This is a genomic window from Methylomonas sp. 11b, from assembly GCF_000515215.1.
Classification (GTDB): domain Bacteria; phylum Pseudomonadota; class Gammaproteobacteria; order Methylococcales; family Methylomonadaceae; genus Methylomonas.
The window spans coordinates 1,321,302-1,339,649 of the sequence record NZ_KI911557.1; the positions used below are offsets into that span (position 1 = coordinate 1,321,302).

At 47.8% G+C, this 18,348-nt stretch carries 15 protein-coding genes; 5 read left to right on the plus strand and 10 right to left on the minus strand.

Going from position 1 to position 18,348, the window contains the following annotated elements:
- Window positions 1-484 precede the first annotated feature (484 nt).
- Together sufB and METH11B_RS0106125 are read right to left on the minus strand one after the other, a co-directional pair.
- Complete coding sequence (sufB, locus tag METH11B_RS0106120) at window positions 485-1,933, minus strand: Fe-S cluster assembly protein SufB (RefSeq protein ID WP_026601269.1); 1,449 nt, start codon at window positions 1,931-1,933, stop codon at window positions 485-487.
- A gap of 15 nt (window positions 1,934-1,948) precedes the next feature.
- Window positions 1,949-2,398, minus strand: coding sequence for an SUF system Fe-S cluster assembly regulator (locus METH11B_RS0106125; RefSeq protein WP_036275651.1), 450 nt, complete (start codon window positions 2,396-2,398; stop codon window positions 1,949-1,951).
- A 371-nt stretch (window positions 2,399-2,769) separates the two neighbouring features.
- Between METH11B_RS0106125 and METH11B_RS0106130 the strand changes: the two genes are divergently transcribed.
- The 4 genes from METH11B_RS0106130 (at window position 2,770) to METH11B_RS28380 (ending at window position 7,961) form a co-directional block, all read left to right on the plus strand.
- Window positions 2,770-3,399 carry a polysaccharide deacetylase family protein gene (locus METH11B_RS0106130; RefSeq protein ID WP_231499590.1) on the plus strand — a complete coding sequence of 210 codons (630 nt, stop codon included), beginning with the start codon at window positions 2,770-2,772 and terminating at the stop codon, window positions 3,397-3,399.
- A gap of 169 nt (window positions 3,400-3,568) precedes the next feature.
- Window positions 3,569-4,528, plus strand: coding sequence for a glycosyltransferase (locus METH11B_RS0106135; protein ID WP_026601272.1), 960 nt, complete (start codon window positions 3,569-3,571; stop codon window positions 4,526-4,528).
- A 58-nt stretch (window positions 4,529-4,586) separates the two neighbouring features.
- On the plus strand, window positions 4,587-5,849 hold the full coding sequence (locus tag METH11B_RS0106140; protein ID WP_051426993.1) for a putative O-glycosylation ligase, exosortase A system-associated: 1,263 nt from the start codon (window positions 4,587-4,589) through the stop codon (window positions 5,847-5,849).
- Between the two features lie 36 nt (window positions 5,850-5,885).
- Window positions 5,886-7,961 (plus strand): sulfatase family protein, encoded by a 2,076-nt coding sequence (locus METH11B_RS28380; RefSeq protein ID WP_081733761.1) that lies wholly within the window; start codon window positions 5,886-5,888, stop codon window positions 7,959-7,961.
- Between the two features lie 54 nt (window positions 7,962-8,015).
- On the opposite strand, the gene METH11B_RS0106150 is transcribed toward METH11B_RS28380, so the two are convergent.
- The 6 genes from METH11B_RS0106150 to METH11B_RS0106175 all read right to left on the minus strand — a co-directional run bounded on the left by METH11B_RS0106150 (window position 8,016) and on the right by METH11B_RS0106175 (window position 14,037).
- The gene (locus METH11B_RS0106150) at window positions 8,016-9,020 is read right to left on the minus strand and encodes an NAD-dependent epimerase (protein WP_026601275.1); all 1,005 of its coding nucleotides are present in this window, start codon (window positions 9,018-9,020) and stop codon (window positions 8,016-8,018) included.
- A 2-nt stretch (window positions 9,021-9,022) separates the two neighbouring features.
- Window positions 9,023-10,294, minus strand: coding sequence for a Vi polysaccharide biosynthesis UDP-N-acetylglucosamine C-6 dehydrogenase TviB (tviB, locus tag METH11B_RS0106155; protein ID WP_026601276.1), 1,272 nt, complete (start codon window positions 10,292-10,294; stop codon window positions 9,023-9,025).
- Between the two features lie 45 nt (window positions 10,295-10,339).
- Window positions 10,340-10,945: a TetR/AcrR family transcriptional regulator gene (locus tag METH11B_RS0106160; RefSeq protein ID WP_026601277.1), complete on the minus strand. Its 606-nt coding sequence runs from the start codon at window positions 10,943-10,945 to the stop codon at window positions 10,340-10,342.
- A gap of 63 nt (window positions 10,946-11,008) precedes the next feature.
- On the minus strand, window positions 11,009-11,569 hold the full coding sequence (pgsA, locus tag METH11B_RS0106165; protein ID WP_026601278.1) for a CDP-diacylglycerol--glycerol-3-phosphate 3-phosphatidyltransferase: 561 nt from the start codon (window positions 11,567-11,569) through the stop codon (window positions 11,009-11,011).
- Complete coding sequence (uvrC, locus tag METH11B_RS0106170) at window positions 11,559-13,397, minus strand: excinuclease ABC subunit UvrC (RefSeq protein ID WP_026601279.1); 1,839 nt, start codon at window positions 13,395-13,397, stop codon at window positions 11,559-11,561. The genes pgsA and uvrC overlap by 11 nt, the downstream gene beginning before the upstream one ends.
- Complete coding sequence (locus METH11B_RS0106175) at window positions 13,390-14,037, minus strand: uracil-DNA glycosylase (RefSeq protein WP_026601280.1); 648 nt, start codon at window positions 14,035-14,037, stop codon at window positions 13,390-13,392. The genes uvrC and METH11B_RS0106175 overlap by 8 nt, the downstream gene beginning before the upstream one ends.
- A gap of 406 nt (window positions 14,038-14,443) precedes the next feature.
- On the opposite strand from METH11B_RS0106175, the gene METH11B_RS0106180 reads away from it, so the two are divergent.
- Window positions 14,444-15,508, plus strand: a complete 1,065-nt coding sequence (locus tag METH11B_RS0106180; protein WP_026601281.1) for an OmpA family protein — start codon at window positions 14,444-14,446, stop codon at window positions 15,506-15,508.
- A 104-nt stretch (window positions 15,509-15,612) separates the two neighbouring features.
- Here the strand turns inward: METH11B_RS0106180 and METH11B_RS0106185 are convergent, their stop codons facing one another.
- Window positions 15,613-16,572, minus strand: a complete 960-nt coding sequence (locus METH11B_RS0106185) for a GNAT family N-acetyltransferase (RefSeq protein ID WP_026601282.1) — start codon at window positions 16,570-16,572, stop codon at window positions 15,613-15,615.
- 97 nt (window positions 16,573-16,669) lie between these two features.
- Window positions 16,670-18,322, minus strand: coding sequence for an alpha-keto acid decarboxylase family protein (locus METH11B_RS0106190; RefSeq protein ID WP_026601283.1), 1,653 nt, complete (start codon window positions 18,320-18,322; stop codon window positions 16,670-16,672).
- Window positions 18,323-18,348 lie beyond the last annotated feature (26 nt).

Below are 18,348 nucleotides of genomic sequence, written 5' to 3' on the forward strand. Positions count from 1 at the left end.
TGCTAAAAAATCAAAATGCGTAGGATGTGCTGAACGTAGTGAAGCGCATCTGTCGCGAACGATGCGCCTCCTATCGTCGGCAGCATCCCACATCCAATACAAACAAGATAATCTAACCACTATCAATCCCGCGTCGGGGTTACTCCCGTTATTCCGCCCCGAGCATCGCAGCTTTTGGCGAGATTGGCCCGCAGGGGAGCGGCAGGGATGCCGCTCGTTTTCGGAGGGGCTGGGAAGCCCCTTCCGAAAACCCTCGCCAAAAGCGAGACGCGCAGGATAAAGGCGGAATTCCGGGTGGCCTTTTCTTTGGATACTTTCTTTTGGCCAAGCAAAAGAAAGTATCTCGGCTGTCGGGCCGATACCCGACTTTTAAATAAACCGGTCGCGATAGCGACACCTTACCCCAGTTGATTCCATTCATGGTTCGACAAGCTCACCACGAACGGAATCAACTCGCCACCACCAACAGCTCACAAAATCCAATTTACCCAACCGCCCCCTCAAGACTAATCCCCAACAATGCCTGCGCCTCAACCGCAAATTCCATCGGCAACTCCTTAAACACTTCCTTACAAAATCCATTCACAATCATCGACACCGCATCTTCAGCAGACAAACCACGTTGTTGGCAAAAGAACAATTGATCTTCACTGATCTTGGAGGTGGTGGCTTCGTGCTCAATCTGCGCGGTCGGCTGTTTCACTTCCACATAAGGGAACGTGTGTGCGCCGCATTTATCACCAACCAACAGCGAATCACATTGGGTATGGTTACGAGCGTTTTCAGCAGACTTAGCGACTTTCACCAAACCACGATAAGTGTTTTGCGCCCGACCGGCGGAAATACCCTTGGACACGATGGTGCTGCGGGTGTTTTTGCCGATGTGGATCATCTTGGTGCCGGTGTCGGCTTGTTGCAAGTTGTTGGTCAACGCCACTGAATAAAACTCGCCGACCGAATCATCGCCTAGCAATACGCAACTTGGGTATTTCCAGGTGATCGCCGAGCCGGTTTCGACTTGGGTCCAGGACACTTTGGAATTGTGACCGCGGCACTCGGCGCGCTTAGTCACGAAGTTATAGATGCCGCCCTTGCCGTCCTTGTCGCCCGGATACCAGTTTTGGACGGTGGAATATTTGATCTGGGCATTATCCAGCGCCACCAGTTCTACCACCGCCGCATGCAGTTGGTTTTCGTCGCGCATTGGCGCGGTGCACCCTTCTAAGTAGGAGACATGCGAACCTTCGTCGGCGATGATCAGGGTTCTTTCAAATTGGCCAGTGTTGGCGGCGTTGATCCGAAAATAGGTCGACAACTCCATCGGGCAGCGCACACCTTTGGGGATGTATACAAAAGAACCGTCGGTAAACACAGCGGCATTCAATGCCGCGAAAAAGTTATCGCCCGTCGGCACTACGCTACCGAGGTATTGCTTCACTAAGTCCGGATGTTCATGCAAGGCTTCGGAAATCGGGCAGAAAATCACCCCGGCATCTTTCAATTTGCCTTTAAAAGTGGTGGCTACCGACACACTGTCGAACACTGCGTCGACTGCGATACCAGCCAAGCGCTCTTGTTCGTCGAGCGGGATGCCGAGCTTTTTATAAGTATCCAGCAATTCCGGATCGACTTCATCAAGGCTTTTCGGGCCGGCTTTCTTTGACTTTGGCGCCGAGTAGTAACTAATGGACTGATAATCGATAGGATCGATTTTCAGTTGCGCCCAGTCTGGCGAGGGCATGGTCTGCCAATGCCGGAAGGCTTTCAGCCGGTATTCCAGCATGAATTCCGGCTCGTTTTTGACTTTGGACAGCCGACGAATCACGTCTTCGTCCAGGCCTGGCGGAAACGTATCGACTTCCAGTTCGGTCACAAAGCCTTGTTTGTATTCCTGACTGATGAGATGTTCAATTTCTTGGGCGCTAGTAGACATAATCGTTTTCAATAATTAGCGAAACAACTGGTTAACCGGAATGGAGACTTCTTCCGGCGGCTTAAACGGCAAAATCAAATCAGCCAAGGTTACCGATTCCAGGGCATTGGCGATCTTTTGGTTGATCAAATGCCAATTGCCCTGAATCCGGCAACCACTGGCTTGATCGCAACTCTTGTGCGATACGGTACATTCAGTCAGGGCAATCGGCCCTTCCAGAGCAAAAATCACGGTGGCCACGCTGATCCGGCTAGGCTCTTTAGCCAAGGCGTAGCCGCCTTTTGCGCCGCGCATAGACACCAACACACCTGCCTTGAGCAATATCTTTAAGATCTTACTTACCGTTGGCTGCGAGATGCCGGTGGCCTCAGCAATTTCTAAAGCCCCATGCACACAACTCCTGTCCCTTGCCATGTAGCTCAAGATCACCGTGGCATAGTCTGTTAGCTTGCTCAACCTTAACATCGCGCTCCCTTTACATTTAGGACTATTTTAGTCTTATTTAAATCCTTAGTAAACAGCTTGGTTATTAAAGATCTTATTTTCCCATGAACACCGTTATCTTGTGAGTTCTCGTACACGGCGTTATCTGGTTCAGCATCGGGGAAAAACAGCTTGCAACAACTTTTCCCTGAAAATCTTGGTTTTTTGCAATACACTTCTTAAGAGAACGAAACGCACTCCATTTGATAAAAGCCATGACCCAAACTCGCAGCCCTATTGTTTTGATGTACCACGGTACGCCCGACGCTCAACCCGAGTCGCATTACTCGATAAGCGCGGACTTGTTTGCGAAGCATTTGCGGTATCTAAAGCAAGAAGGTTGGACAACGGTTTTGTTCAAAGACTTGCAAAGTACCAAATCGCTACCTGAAAAAAGTGTGGTCATTACTTTTGATGATGGCTACGAAGACAACTATCCGGGGGCTTTTTTGCCTCTGATGGTACTTGGGATGAAGGCCACATGGTTTATCGCTACCGATTGCATCGGCGGTCATGCCCATTGGCTAGGCAAACCATCAACTCAGACACGGATGCTAACGACGGAACGACTGCTTGAAATGCATGCAGCCGGAATGGAAGTTGCTTCGCACACCTGCTCGCATCCAGACCTATCGATACTCAGCGCAGACCAACAACAGTTCGAACTTTCAAAAGCCAAAGCTGTCCTCGAAGATTTATTGTCGACCCAAGTCAGCAGCCTGGCCTATCCCTTTGGCAGATTCAACTCGGATTCGATCACTTTGGCCGAACGGACAGGCTATAGCATGGCTTGTACCACCCGTCCCGGCTGGTTCGATAGCGAACCAAACCCTTACCTAGTTAGACGTATTGCCATATTCTCCGGCGACAGTGTCAGCACACTAGCCCGCAAATTAAACTTTGCGGATAACGATGTATCGTGGAAAAAAATGACGCGCTACTATGCGAACCGTGTTTGGGATAAACTGGTTCATACGATTTGATTGCCAATCACTGCAGATTTTAGCGAAGCTATGAATCAACAGTGATTAAGGGCGCAGAAATTCGTCACCACCAGAATTCAAAATTTTTACGCCGAGCTCAAAAACCCAGAACCTTGAACATGACTTTGCCCGGCAACTCTTTACCACTCTCTGCATTTAGATATCGACAATGAGCCTGGAAAAAGCCTCTAAAAAGCTCACATTCGCTTTTTGCACCTACAACCGTGCGGAAAGGTTAGAGAATCTGGTGTTTGCGATGCGAGCGCAATCTTGTCCTATTCCATTTGAAATTCTTGCTGTCGATAATAATAGTAGCGACACGACAAGCGATGTATTGAAACAACTTCAGCAACTACCAGGCCCGACACTCCGCTGGGTGCATGAACCCAACCAAGGCATAGTCGCAGCGCGCAACAGAGCCATACAAGAGGCAATCAATTCAGACATTCTGGTGTTTATTGACGACGATGAACTACCTTTATGCGGACTCTTGGAGACAGTTGTACACGCATACCTTAGCGAAGGCGCCGAATGCGTTGGCGGACGAATCGATATAGACTTTACAGACCATAAGCGTCCAGAATGGCTTGAGGACGAATTATTGGGATTTCTAGGCGCGCTGGATCACGGTAAACAAGCTTTCTGGATAGAAGACAGCACTACACCGGTTTGGGCCGGCAACATTGCATATGATATGGCGATATTCCGAAACGATCCGGCATTGCGCTTTGATCGCAGATATGACCGCAAAGGTAAAACCATAGGAGGAGGCGAAGACGTGATGATGTTTAATGTGCTACTCCAGCAAAAGCGCCGAATACGTTACCGCCCGGACATGGCGATACTTCACGCCGTCGAACCATGGCGACTCCGGCGACGCTACTTTTTAGATGTTCACTTTCTGGCCGGCTATCGAGGAGCAATTAATGACTTTCCGGTCTATCATCGCACCTACTTGGGTATACCGCCATTCTTGATCTCGCAAATTGTCCGCCAAACTTGGCAATGGCTTGCATTGGCATTCACTGCAAAACATAGCCTGCGCCAAGCAATGAATGTCAGCTATTCTCTCGGGCAAATATGTGGCTGTTTTTCACGCTGGAAAAACAAAATATTAATAAATAATTAAATTAAGCCGACCATTAAAAGCTTAGTTAAGTGCATTAAAACCTACTAAATTAAACTCCGTGCGCGACATAGTTGTTCTTATTTTTCTGATATGCTGCATAGTTGCCGCAATAAAAAAACCATGGTGGGGGGTACTATCGTTAGCAATATTCAGCTACTTGAATCCACACGCCTATGCCTGGGGAGCAGTACGTTCGCTACCGGTATACTATGTGTTATTTTTGGTAGTTGTTGTCAGCACGTTCAACACTAAAGATAAACAGCCCATCCCTAAAGATTGGCGAATTTCAGTTTTTATAACACTTTGGTTCTATTTCATATTTACCACAACCCAATCTCCTTTACAGGATATTGCCTGGGAAAAATTTTTGTTCGTCTCTAAAGTATTTGTGCCCTTCTATTTCACATGGGTACTCATCAATACCAGGGAAAAACTCTATTATCTTATTTCCACCATAGGGGCCTCTATCGGCATTGTTGCAGTTAAAGGTGGTATATTTGCTATCTTAACCGGCTTTGGTCACCGCGTATATGGACCTCCCAATACGCAATTCGAGGACAATAATTTATTTGCCGTTGCAATGTTGATTGCGGTGCCACTACTATTAGTATGGGAAAAAGAAGTACAGAAGAGCTGGCTTAAAAAAGGAATATTGCTATCCATTCCGATCATCTATGCCGCTTCGTTATCTTCATGGTCTCGAGGCGCATTACTGACCATGATCGCTCTAACGTTTACGCTGATTTCAAACAGCAAACGTAAATACTTGATGATCCCTCTAGTAATTGGCGGTACATTTTTTGTCATCCCCTACTTGCCTGAAGAATGGTTCGGACGTATGCACACTATGGAAACTTACGAGGAAGACCTTTCCGCCATGTCACGAATAGAGGCATGGACAGATGGCTGGAATCACGCGCTGAGCCACCCGTTTACCGGAGCGGGATTCGATGGCTGGATACATGTCACGATGCGGGATTGGCACAGTTCTTACATAGAAATGCTTGCTGAACATGGCTTTATAGCATTCGGGTTATGGATTTCGCTGATACTGGGTAGTGTTTTTGGATTGACCCGTTTATCAAGTCAAGCTAAACGAGTAGAAGGCATGGAATGGGTGCGCCACTATAGCCTAATGATCAGAACGTCGATCATTTGTTATATGGTTGGCACCGCTTTCCTCGGCTTATCCTATTGGGATTTGATTTATCATTTAGTTTTTATATCGATGTTAATTAAAAAATTCGCATTACAAGAATTTTCGGAAAAAGCACACATAAATGAACAGCAGTACAAAAAAAATCGAAATATAATAATTTAGCCACCATTCATACTCATCCAATCGAATAAAATAGAGATGGAAAAAATACTGGTGTCCCTCTACTGCTCATCCGCTGCCGCACTGCTTTTTACTATTACATTAATCATTCTTACCTTACACAACTATTCTCGTACCGGACCCGGTATCCAAAAAGAAATAGAAAAAAAGTTTGGGTATTATGTAGTTTTCGCCCTAACCAGATTAGCCGTTTGGTTATTTATCATATTTTTTCTGACATCCTTACCCGGTTCTATTGCAGCTTATTCAATATCAAAGCTCACTGCATTGATGGAATTTAATTTCATCACAGGTTTAACCTACTGCATAATATCAACCGCACTAATTACTACCTACTTTTTTTTACACCAACTCCTGTATACACCGGGCACCATTCAATTATCTTTCCAGTATAGATTTTCCAGATTGTTTGTTATTTGGAAAATATTATCTCCCGAAATAATAAGCGGCATAAAGTTTTCATTACTTTTATCGCTGTCTATAACATCGGCAATCGCTCTATTTTTCGCTATCGAAGAAAATAATACGCCACTAGTGATCTATATAGTAGCCTTGGCCGTTTTATATGCTTACATCTATTACGCAACGATAGTTAACGAACCAGTTATCGCTAAAGCCACGTCCCAAACAAAACCCAACGTGATTATGATAGGTTCCGATACATTGCGCCATGACAGACTAGGCGACAGTAACTATCACAGAAATCTTACCCCCAACATTGATAAATTAAGCGCGAACGGCTTACGACTTTATAAATGCATAACCCCTGTTGCCAGAACGGCACCAAGTATTACATCCCTATTTACCGGATTATGGCCGCATAACCATAAAATTCGCGACAACTATCCATCCCTGGCAGACTGTATATTACCGCAGCCGTCTTTGATCGACATATTAAACGAGCACGGTTACTTGACTGCATGCATCTCCGATTGGTGCGGAGCCGATTTCGCAAAATTAAGTTTTAACTTCAAGGAAATCTCCGTCGCCGAAGATCAATGGAATATCAAACTGCTACTAAGGCAAGGCCCGTCTTTAATCAGAAACGTATTGTCGCTATTCACCAATAACGCATTAGGAAAACGCTTCTTACCCGAGTTCTATTACTTGGCCGGCGTACCTTTGATCCGAAGCTTGAGCCGCGAATGCCGCCAATTAATTGCCCGTTCGGCGAAAAACTCGCAGCCCTTTTTTATTAATTTGTTCACTTCGGCGACTCACGTCCCGTTCAATTCGGAGTATCCCTATTACAACTTATTTACCCCAAAAGACTATAAAGGTGAATCACGGTTTATTATGACCAGACTCGCCTCGGCGGAAGAAATTATCAAAAAACAGGAAAAAACATCGGAGTTTTTCGACATCCCGCAAATTATTAATTTATATGACAGCTGCGTCAAACAATTCGATGACGAAGTGGGGAAAATAATTGATTATATTGAAAAGTCCAATTTATCCGATAATACCATCGTAATCATATATAGTGATCATGGTGCGGATTTTTTTGAAACCGGATGCTGGGGCCAGGGCAATACCTTGATAGGAGACGACCCCAGCGGCAGAATTCCATTGGTGATGAAAGGCCCTGGAGTGCCTAGTGGCGTAAACTTTAAGCCGACTACCCGCTCTATTGACGTGATGCCAACTTTGCTAGATTTGTTGAATATACCCATTCCAACAAAGCTCGACGGTGTTAATTTGATTCCTTATGTGAAAGCACAAACATCACCTGAGCTTTTTGCTTTTCAAGAAACAGGGATTTGGCTAGGAAAAATACCCGGTTTACATCCCGAACAAATTTTATATCCCAATATTGTTGAATTACTGGATATTCCTGACAAAAAATCCGGCACGCTGGTAGTCAACGAAAAACATTATCCCACGGTTATCCGCGCGAAAAGCCGTTCCATACAGAATGAAAAGTGGAAACTAATTTATATAGCGACTTACACAAAGCCTGTGTATCAGCTATACGACTTAGAAAACGACCCATATCGGGATGTAATAGAGTCTCATCCCGATATATTTGCGGAGCTTAAAAAACTATTGGATAGCCACATCAAAAGTGACCCTTTGTTTGAATCTGGTAATTAAAATAAAAAACTGTTGCACAGCTTAAAACTGTGCAATTGGTGTATTAAAAATTATTCACTGATAGTACTGAAGATACCAAGCAACAAACCGTTCAATACCCTGCTCAATAGTCGTGTTTGGCTTATAACCAACATCCGCCACCAAGGCCTCCACATTGGCGAACGTATCGGGAACATCACCAGGCTGCAACGGCAATAGATTTTTCTCGGCAGTCTTACCGAGAAAGCGTTCCAAGGTTTCGATATAAGACAGCAGTTCCACTGGATTCTGGTTACCAATGTTATAGACCCGCCAAGGCGCTCTACTAGTGCCTGGATCGGGATTTTCTCCACTCCAGTCCGGATTAGGCGAAGCGTTATGATCCATGGTCCGAATCACGCCCTCAACAATATCGTCTATATAAGTAAAATCGCGGCGGTGCTTACCGTAGTTGAATACATTGATTTTCTCGCCATTCAAAATAGCCTTTGTGAACAAAAACAATGCCATGTCGGGGCGGCCCCACGGTCCATACACGGTAAAAAAGCGTAAACCCGTGGTAGGCAATTGATACAAGTTGCTGTAGGTATGCGCCATCAGCTCATTGGCTTTTTTTGACGCCGCATACAAGCTCAACGGATGATCGACATTGTCATGCACGGAAAACGGCATGGATTCGTTCGCACCGTACACGGAACTGCTGGAGGCGTATACCAAGTGCTCCACCTGATTATGCCTGCAACCTTCCAATATATTGATGAAACCGACAATGTTACTATCGATATAGGCATGCGGATTCTCAATGGAATAGCGCACACCGGCCTGAGCCGCCAGATTAACCACTTTTTGCGGCTGGTGCTTTTTAAATAAAGCCTCAATGCCGTCTCTATCGGCAATATCTAATCTGACATCGGTATAAGCGGCAAAATCTTTGATTCGATCTAAGCGACTCAATTTCAGGTTAACATCGTAATAGTCATTAAGATTATCGACACCAATGACCTCGTCACCGCGCTCCAATAATCTCAGCGCCAAATGATTGCCTATAAAACCGGCGGTGCCGGTCACCATAATCTTCATTCTTAAAGCCTTGCGTCTGTTTGATCAGTAGGAAACAAGTATTTGAGGTCATACACAATGGCCTGCGGCGTACCTAAAGCTCTGACGTCTGAAATCGCCATTTTTCTGAACTCATCATGGGCCACAGCGAGAATAATCGCGTCGTATTTTCCCGCTGACGGTTTCACTACCGGCGTTATACCGTATTCGTGTTTCGCTTCCTCGGCATTAACCCAGGGATCGTAAACCTCGACATTGACGCCATAAGTCTTCAATTCAGCAATGATGTCGACCACCCGCGTGTTGCGAATGTCCGGACAGTTTTCTTTGAAGGTCAAGCCCATGATCAACACATTAGCTTCCTGGACATGCACACGCTTCTTCAGCATCAACTTTACTAATTGCGACACAACGTATACCCCCATGCCATCGTTGATTCGACGGCCAGAGAGTATCACTTCCGGGTTGTAGCCGATGGCTTGGGCTTTATGGGTTAAATAGTAGGGATCCACGCCGATACAGTGCCCACCGACTAAACCTGGGCGAAACGGCAGGAAATTCCATTTAGTACCCGCAGCCAACAAAACTTCCTCGGTATCTATTCCGAGTTTATTGAAGATTAAAGCCAGTTCGTTGATTAGGGCAATGTTGACGTCGCGCTGAGTGTTTTCAATGACCTTAGCAGCCTCGGCGACTTTGATGCTGCTGGCTTTGTGTGTGCCAGCAGTGATGATACTTTTATACAAAGCATCTACTTTTTCGGCTATTTCAGGTGTAGAGCCCGAGGTGACCTTCAGAATATTGGTGACACGGTGTTGCTTGTCGCCGGGATTAATACGCTCGGGGCTATAACCGACATAAAAATCCCGGTTAAAAGTCAAGCCCGACACTTTCTCCAGAATCGGTACGCAAACCTCTTCGGTTGCACCAGGATAAACAGTGGATTCGTAAATGACGATGTCGCCGGACTTTATAACCTTTCCCAACAAATCGCTGGCTTTTTGCAGCGGCGTCAAATCAGGTTGTTTATGGTCGTTGATTGGCGTGGGGACTGTGACTATATAAACCGAACAATCGGCTATATCTGGTAAATCAGCACTGTAAGTCAGCAACTTGGCGTCGGCGAGTTCTTCTTCACTAACTTCCAGAGTATGGTCGCGACCTGCGCGTAATTCCTGGATTCGATGCTGATTGATATCGAAACCTACAGTTTGATATTTTCGCCCAAACTCGACGGCTAGCGGCAACCCCACGTAACCAAGCCCAATCATACCGATTTTAATGTTATCTAACATCTAGTAAATCCTCCTCCGTCCCGCTCTGAGTTTTAATGACTTGAATTACTTTTTAACTATACAGCCCCATGCCGTCAGCCAGGCTTGTGCCTGATAACTTTCCGCCGCTTTCGGCAAGTTGCCGCTCAACACCATCGCCAAAGTATGATTGATAATGCCGAAGAAATAAGTGTAGGCCAATAACGGATCCAGCGCCTTCATCTCGCCGTCTTTGACACCATTCTGAAAAATCCGTTTTATTTTAGTAAATGCGGGCGTTTCCAGCAGGGGCTTAGGTTCCGCCAAAAACTCTTCGCTCTTTACAAATAACAAAAACTCGACGATTTCCGGAGCGTCATCAGTTAATTTGAAGAGTAAATCGACTATCTCCCGCAATTGTTCTGCAGCTTTACGATTCCTGCGGCGAATATCATCAATCGATATGCTCAGACTATCCAGAATATTTTCGTACAAGGCTTGCGCGATGGCTTGCTTAGTTTTGAAATACTGACTAATGCCGGTACTGGTTGTTATACCTGCTGCATCTTTGATATCGGTTAATGAGGTATTGAAATATCCTTTCTTGGCAAACAGCTTTAAAGCGGCCTGCAACACTTCATCCTGACTGATGGTTTTACTCGGTTTATTTTCTAGTTCTAATTCTTGTTCCATGCTCTTATATACAGCTTTACCTGCTGTTTACTCTCTGTTGTGGCAGTATCGATACTGCTTTTATTATTCGTTGATGGTGGAGAACGCCGCGACCAGATAATTAACCATAGACCATAAGGTTAAAATCGCCGACAAGTATAACAACCAGTAACCCATGGTATTGATAGGCAGGCCTAATAAATCATCCCGATAAAGCAACAAACTGACTGCCGTCATTTGCGCCGTGGTTTTCCATTTTCCCAATTGCGAAACCCTGACCTTGGCTCGCTGGCCGATTTCGGCCATCCATTCTCTCAGCGATGCAATCGCAATTTCCCTACCGATAATGATAGCCGCCGGCACTGCAAGATAAGGATTACCTTGAGCCTGCACCACCAATACCAGCACAAAGGCCACCATCAATTTGTCAGCCACCGGATCCAAGAAGGCACCGAACGCAGTCTGCATATTCATTTTTCTGGCAAGATAACCATCAAGCCAATCGGTGAAACCGGCAACTAAAAAAATTGCAGTGCAGGCCAGATTGGAATACTGCCACGGCAAGTAAAACACAACGGCCAATAACGGAATCAGGGCGATCCGTAACAGGGTTAAATAGGTCGGAATGGTGAATCTAATGGCCATCTTGATGGTGAAATGTATCGTAAATTCGCTGCGCTAATTGTCGGCTAATGCCATCTATACTGGCTAAAGCATCCACACCAGCGCTGGACACACCCTGTAACCCGCCAAACTGTTTCAGCAAAACCTGTCTTCTTTTCGGCCCCAGTCCGGCAATATCTTCCAGTACCGATTGTTTGTTAACCTTACCGCGTCGCTGCCTGTGTCCCGTTATCGCAAAACGATGCGCTTCATCGCGAATCTGTTGAATCAATAACAAGGCGGAAGCACCCGGTGTCACGTCCAAAGGTTGCCGATTACCGACCAGAATAATTTTCTCCATTCCGGCTTTGCGATCAGGGCCCTTGGCAACGCCGACTATCATAACATCGTTTATCTCCAATTCAGCCAAAGCCTTTTCCGCCTCGGCGACTTGGCCTTTGCCGCCGTCTATTAAAAGGATGTCCGGGGCTGGATGCTCGCCATTCTTCAATCGACTGAAGCGTCTAAAAACCACCTGATGAATCGCCGCATAGTCATCGCCGGCAGTAATGCCATCGATATTAAAGCGCCGATAGTCGGATTTCACCGGCCCTTCTCTATCGAACACCACACAAGACGCCACAGTCTGTTCGCCTTGGGTATGACTAATATCAAAACACTCCAGGCGACTTGGTGTGATGTCGCAGCCCAGTTCTTGCTGCAAACTGATAAAGCGGCCTTGCAAACCTTGCCGATCAGCCAGCCTGGCGTTTAGCGCGCTGTCGGCGTTGGTCATCGCCATTTGCAACCACTTCATCCGTTCGCCGCGCACGTTATTGGCAATCGCTACCGCATGTTTAGCCTGTTCGGCCAACACCTCGGCCACCAAAGCCGATTCCGGCAAGGCATGACTGACGATCAATTCATGGGGTACTGTTTTATCCAAGTAATACTGGGCGATGAAAGCCTGCAAAATTTCCTCAGGCTGGTTTTCATCGCCGACTTTCGGAAAAAACTGTCGGTTACCCAAATGCTGACCGTTGCGGATAAAAAACACCTGCACACATGCCACGCCGTTTTTGGCCGCACACGCGACAATGTCCACATCGCCTTTTTCACCCTCCACACAATGTTTTTCCAACACCGCGCGCAAACGGGCGATTTGATCGCGATAAGCGGCAGCCTGCTCGAACTCCAACTGGGCGGCGGCAGTTTCCATTTTGCCCACCAAGCGATCAATCAGTAAGCCGCCCTGCCCCTCCAGAAACAGAATCGTATTTTCCACATCGTTAGCATATTGCTCTTTGCTAACCAGTCCCACGCAAGGCGCCGTGCAACGCTCAATCTGATGTTGCAGGCAAGGCCGCGAGCGGGCACTGTAATAAGAATCCTCGCATTGCCGCACCGGGAAAATTTTTTGCAATAACTTCAAGGTTTCCTTCACCGCACTGGCGCTGGGATACGGCCCGAAATATTTGCCACGGCGCTTCTTGGCCCCGCGATGAAAGGTCAGTTGCGGAAAATCATGAAAGCTGGAGATGAAGACATAGGGATAGGACTTGTCGTCACGCAAACTGATGTTGTAGCGCGGTTTGTGGCGTTTGATCTGCTGACTTTCCAGCAGCAAGGCTTCGCCCTCCGTGTGAGTCACGGTGACTTCTATCCCGGCAACCTTGGCCACCATGGCCTGCTGTTTGGGCGAAGCATTTTGACTTCTGAAATAACTGGAAACCCGATTTTTTAGGTTCTTGGCTTTGCCTATGTAGATGATCTCGCCCTTCTCATCCAACATCTTATAAATGCCGGGACGCTGGGTTAGCGTCTTCAGAAAGGCTTTGGCGTCGAATTCGCCCGGATGAGTTTCAGTCACGGGCAGCCAGCAAATTTTGAATGGTTACAAACACCGCCGCTAGCATCTCCATGCTCAGGCGCTTGGTCTGCACGTTATAGCGACTGCAATGGTAAGAACTGACCAGCGTGTTACCGTCCGGCAATTCAAAGCTGACATGATGAGCGAATTTAGCCGCACTACTCTTTAAACCATAAGCACGCAATACTGCCTGATGGGCGATATTGCCCAAGGCCAATATCACCGAATGTTTCGGCAGGGTCTTAATTTCCGCGGCCAGAAAAGGATTGCATTGTTTAATCTCCTCGCCGGTGGGTTTGTTTTGCGGCGGCAAACATTTCACTGCATTGGTAATCCGGCAATTGCTAAGTTGCAAACCATCGGCCAAATTTGTCGATTCCAATTGATTGCTGTAACCGAAATCGTACAAAGCCTGATACAGCAACAAGCCGGCATAGTCGCCGGTAAACGGTCTGCCTGTGGCGTTCGCGCCGTGCATGCCAGGCGCCAAGCCAACAACCAGCAAGCGCGCTTCCGGATCGCCGAACGGCGCCACTGGTAAGGCATGATAAGCGGGATACTTAGACTTCACATCGCCGAGAAATTCGCTTAAACGCGGGCATGCCTGACAGTCTTGATTAAAATAGGATGAATAAGTCATAAAACGATAAACACTCAAATTGGCGGAATTTTACCTGAGACCAAGGTTTCTTGCGTCGCTCGCTTTGGTTATTAACTTGGCCTCTAAAACATCATTACTTCCGTCTTCGCCGGAATGACCATCTCCAGACAGAATAAGCGCCGGCTTAACAGCAAGCACTCTTGTCCAGACTTTCCAAATCCTAATAACCCAAGCCCGGAAACAGCTGGATTGGAATACCGCAAATACCAGCACCGGATAAACCTAAATGTTTGCTAATTGATAAAATTGTGGTATTTTCACAACATGCTTGGCAGAATCTACAATTCCCTTTGATTTTTAAAGCCTAATTTTTCTAACCATGGCTTTATCACTCCCTCTCAAGAGCAACGAATTATCTATTTTTATAAATGACAAAGGAGTTTTTATGTTGAAGAAAAGTTTACTGGCAATCGCCACGATAACGGCGCTCGGTTCCGTGTCGACGGCACAAGCCGGCGAGTTCCTTGACGATAGATGGTACGCAGCACCCTTCGGCACCTTCGTACAACCGGGCGGTGATCGTAATGCGCACAGCGGTTGGGGCGGCGGTCTGGGCTTGGGTAAGATCATCAACGAACATCTGAACATCGAAGTCAGAGGCTTATACCAAAACCTGGAAGGCGCCAAAAACAACGGCAACTGGGATTTGACCGGTGGCACGGTAGATGCGCAGTATTATTTGTTTAGAGATAAATTCTCGCCTTATGCCGTGATCGGTGTGGGCGGCATAAACTCTACGCACAATGGCGACAGCGGCGCGGGTTTCATCGGCGAAGCGGGCGCGGGTTTTACTTATGAACTACACGATAACTTCCTGATTCGCAGCGACGTGCGCTACCGTTACAACAACAACTTCAACGCCAAACTGCAACCTGGCACCGAAGAGTTTCATGACATGACGGTCAATCTGGGTTTCGTGATTCCATTCGGCGAAAAACCCAAAGCCGTGGTTGCCAAAGCTGAACCGACTCCTCCTCCAGCACCGATGCCGGCTAAACTCGATTGCTCAAAAATGGATGACGACAAAGACGGTGTGAATAACTGTGTTGATAAATGTCCAACTACATTACCGGGCGTTGAAGTCAGTATTTACGGCTGCTGGATTGTTGACGTGAAGTTCGATAATGACAAAGACGTGATCAAACCACAGTATTTCCCAAAACTGGATAAGGTCGTTGACCGCATCAAACAGTACCCTGACATGGCGTTTGAAGTGCAAGGCCATACCAGCAATACCGGTTCTTACAAACACAATCTGGACTTGTCGGAGCGCCGGGCATTGGCGGTTAAGAAATACCTGACCAAAGGCAGCCACTCTCCCAATATTACCTCACACGGTTATAGCTGGGATAGACCGATAGACACCAACGAAACTGAAGAAGGCCGCGCCAATAACCGTCGCGTGCAATTGGAAGTTGACGGCAAAGCGCAACAACCTTTGAAAAAATAAGAAGACCTGATCAATCTGATTGATTCAGAATCACAAAACCCGCCGAAAGGCGGGTTTTTTATGGCCTGCGCGCCACGAAGGTTAAATTTCACAGACAAAATCAATCACAGACTCAGTGCTCTAAATTCCGCGCAAGCACTTGAGCGTTGCCAGACCCGCTCAAACTCTTCGCGCAACGGCCGATGACGTGCCGGCAAATTAGGACTCCAATGCCCTTCGTAGCGATTACCCAGCAAGCGAAATAAATAGCCGTCGCTATCGTTGATGACAAAAGCAGAGGCATATTGCAAATCTTCGGCTTCATCGGGCACACGAATCAGAAAATATGACGGCAAGCGCTGCGCCAATTCCACGACAGGATGAACCTGATTACGCAGGCTGGTCGGATCCTGAACTATGATCTGCACACTAGCGTTACGATTGCTGAGGGCAAATTGCTTTAACGCCTCGACAAGGTCTTTTTGCCCGTATACGACATAATCCAAGTCTCGGCTGTAGATATAAATCTGCCGACGCGCCGCCATCACCAATTGTCGGGTAGCGGCCAAGGTCGATTCGACTGTCTCCAGCCGCGCAGCCTCGACAGAAACCTCTCGGGTCTGCGGTATTGAACGCACCGTTTGCTCACGCGGCTGCAACATAAGCCGGATAGCCTGATGCGGGATACCAGCTTCGGTAAACACTTCGCCTTCAGCGGCAAAACCGAATTTTTGGTAGAACCCCAACGCGGTAAGTTGCGCACTTGCGGTGATGCTGGTCAGCCCCAGGTTGCGGGCTTTGTCGATTGTCGCACGTAACAAAGACTCCCCAACGCCTTGACCCCGCCATTCGCGGAGCACCGCCATCCGCCCGACTTTGCCCTCCGGCGCGAGCCGACAGGTGGCGATTGGCCGGTAATCCGCATCCCGCACTAGAAAATGATGACAGTCCGCATCAAGTTCGTCGAATTCCACTTCTAACGGTATTTGCTGTTCGATGACGAACACCAAATTTCGCACATACCGTATATCTTCAAAATCAACGGCGTAGCTGGCTGGCTCGAGATAACAATTGGCAATTTGCATAGCGCGACGAATGAGTAGTAAGTGAGGGGACTAGTTTAGATACACTCTGCCAAAAATTCGACTCCGCAAGCCGGTTGCCGGGGTAACGCCCATCAGCTTACAAGTCCCTTTTGATCTTCGACTGCAAATGCTCGGCTAGACGTTTCATCGCTTCGGACGAGTCGTCGGCCGCCAGATGGACATTGATGAGACTGGGCATGCCATCGTTATTCAGGGCATTGACCAGAGCCTCTTCAAATTCAGCTTCCGTTCGCGCTTCGTAGCCGGCTAGCGGCCCAAAGAGCTCTCCCAAACGATCGAAGCGCCACGGATTAATATCGTTGAACGGGCCTTCGAGAATGCAGCGCTCCGTACTGTACCCATCGTTGTTAAACACTACCACGATGGGATTCAAACCCAGGCGCGCATGAGTGGACAACTCGGTACCGGTCATTTGAAAAGCGCCATCGCCAACCAAAATCAATGCCCGCCGATCCGGCCGCGCGATTTGCGCCCCTAGCGCCGCTGGCACGGCAAAACCCATCGTGGTGTAAAAAGCGGAGGCTAGAAATTCGCTCTGCTCGTGCACGCGCAAATCAATAGCCGCAAACAGGCAATCGCCGACATCGCATACCACGATCATATCGTTGCTCAGTGCGCGATTAAGACGCTCGACCAATCGAGCCGTAGTAATTGGCCGGTTTAGTTCCGGAAAGGCAATGCTTGCCGGCGGCTTTGGACTGGATACTGACCCTCTAGGGGATGTGCTGACTGAACTAGCCAATGCACCGAGAAAATCCTCCAAGGCGATACCTGGATAGCGGTGGGCACTGATCACCACCTCGTTCAAGGCCGCGCGAATGGTCGAGTGGGAATTGAGTTTCGCCGTGTAGATGCCGGTATCGATTTCATTCAAGGTCACGCCCAACATCAACAGCAAATCGGACTTTTCGACTCTGTCGCGCACAGCCTCCGAGCTCATCGCGCCTTCATAAATCCCCAGATACGCCGGATGCCTCTCGGACATCACCGATTTACCCGTTAGCGTGGCAACCACGGGCAAGCCGGTACGTTCAACGAAATTGGCCAAAGCATTTTGCAGCCCGCGTCTATGTAATTCAACGCCCGCGACAATCATCGGCGACTTAGCTTTGGATAAAAGTGCCATGGTTTCCGCAATCGCTTCGGATAAAGCCGCTTCGTCACTGGCAAATTTTTCTACCGTCTCGGTAGGCATTGGGTAGCCCTCTGCCATTACCAAGTCGCGAGGAAGCTCGATGTAAACCGGTTTACAAAAGCGACGCGCCGCTTCGATGGCGTGGTCTATTTGCCGAAAGGCGATCACTGGATCGTTGAGCACCACCGACGCACAACTAATGCGTTCGAAAATTTCCCGCTGGAACGTAAACGGTCCAAAACGATGATGAATTAGCGGATCGTCTTTTTGCTCGCTAACGCCGGGTGCGCCGCTGATAAGCACCACCGGCGAGGATTCCGCGTAAGCGCCGGCTATAGCGTTGACGGTATTTAAAGCACCGACACCGTATGTCACCGCCAACGCGCCCATGCCCGCGCAACGCGCATAACCGTCAGCAGCGAAGGCGGCGGAATCTTCCCTGGTGGTACCTATATGCCGAACCTGACTTTTTATCATCAGATCGTAAAATCCCAGCACATAGTCGCCAGGCACACCAAAGATGTCTTTTACACCGGCCTGATATAGGCGTTTGAGGAGGTATTGTCCAATCGTGTCGAATTTGGCAGTGCTCATGCGCTTTGTAACCTCCGAATAGAATC

Excerpts from the sequence above, each read along its gene's own strand:
- sufB (WP_026601269.1), bottom strand. The coding sequence starts at position 1,933 with ATGTCTACTAGCGCCCAAGAAATTGAACATCTCATCAGTCAGGAATAC.
- METH11B_RS0106125 (WP_036275651.1), bottom strand. The coding sequence starts at position 2,398 with ATGTTAAGGTTGAGCAAGCTAACAGACTATGCCACGGTGATCTTGAGC.
- METH11B_RS0106135 (WP_026601272.1), top strand. The coding sequence starts at position 3,569 with ATGAGCCTGGAAAAAGCCTCTAAAAAGCTCACATTCGCTTTTTGCACC.
- METH11B_RS28380 (WP_081733761.1), top strand. The coding sequence starts at position 5,886 with ATGGAAAAAATACTGGTGTCCCTCTACTGCTCATCCGCTGCCGCACTG.
- METH11B_RS0106150 (WP_026601275.1), bottom strand. The coding sequence starts at position 9,020 with ATGAAGATTATGGTGACCGGCACCGCCGGTTTTATAGGCAATCATTTG.
- tviB (WP_026601276.1), bottom strand. The coding sequence starts at position 10,294 with ATGTTAGATAACATTAAAATCGGTATGATTGGGCTTGGTTACGTGGGG.
- METH11B_RS0106160 (WP_026601277.1), bottom strand. The coding sequence starts at position 10,945 with ATGGAACAAGAATTAGAACTAGAAAATAAACCGAGTAAAACCATCAGT.
- pgsA (WP_026601278.1), bottom strand. The coding sequence starts at position 11,569 with ATGGCCATTAGATTCACCATTCCGACCTATTTAACCCTGTTACGGATC.
- METH11B_RS0106175 (WP_026601280.1), bottom strand. The coding sequence starts at position 14,037 with ATGACTTATTCATCCTATTTTAATCAAGACTGTCAGGCATGCCCGCGT.
- METH11B_RS0106180 (WP_026601281.1), top strand. The coding sequence starts at position 14,444 with ATGTTGAAGAAAAGTTTACTGGCAATCGCCACGATAACGGCGCTCGGT.
- METH11B_RS0106185 (WP_026601282.1), bottom strand. The coding sequence starts at position 16,572 with ATGCAAATTGCCAATTGTTATCTCGAGCCAGCCAGCTACGCCGTTGAT.
- METH11B_RS0106190 (WP_026601283.1), bottom strand. The coding sequence starts at position 18,322 with ATGAGCACTGCCAAATTCGACACGATTGGACAATACCTCCTCAAACGC.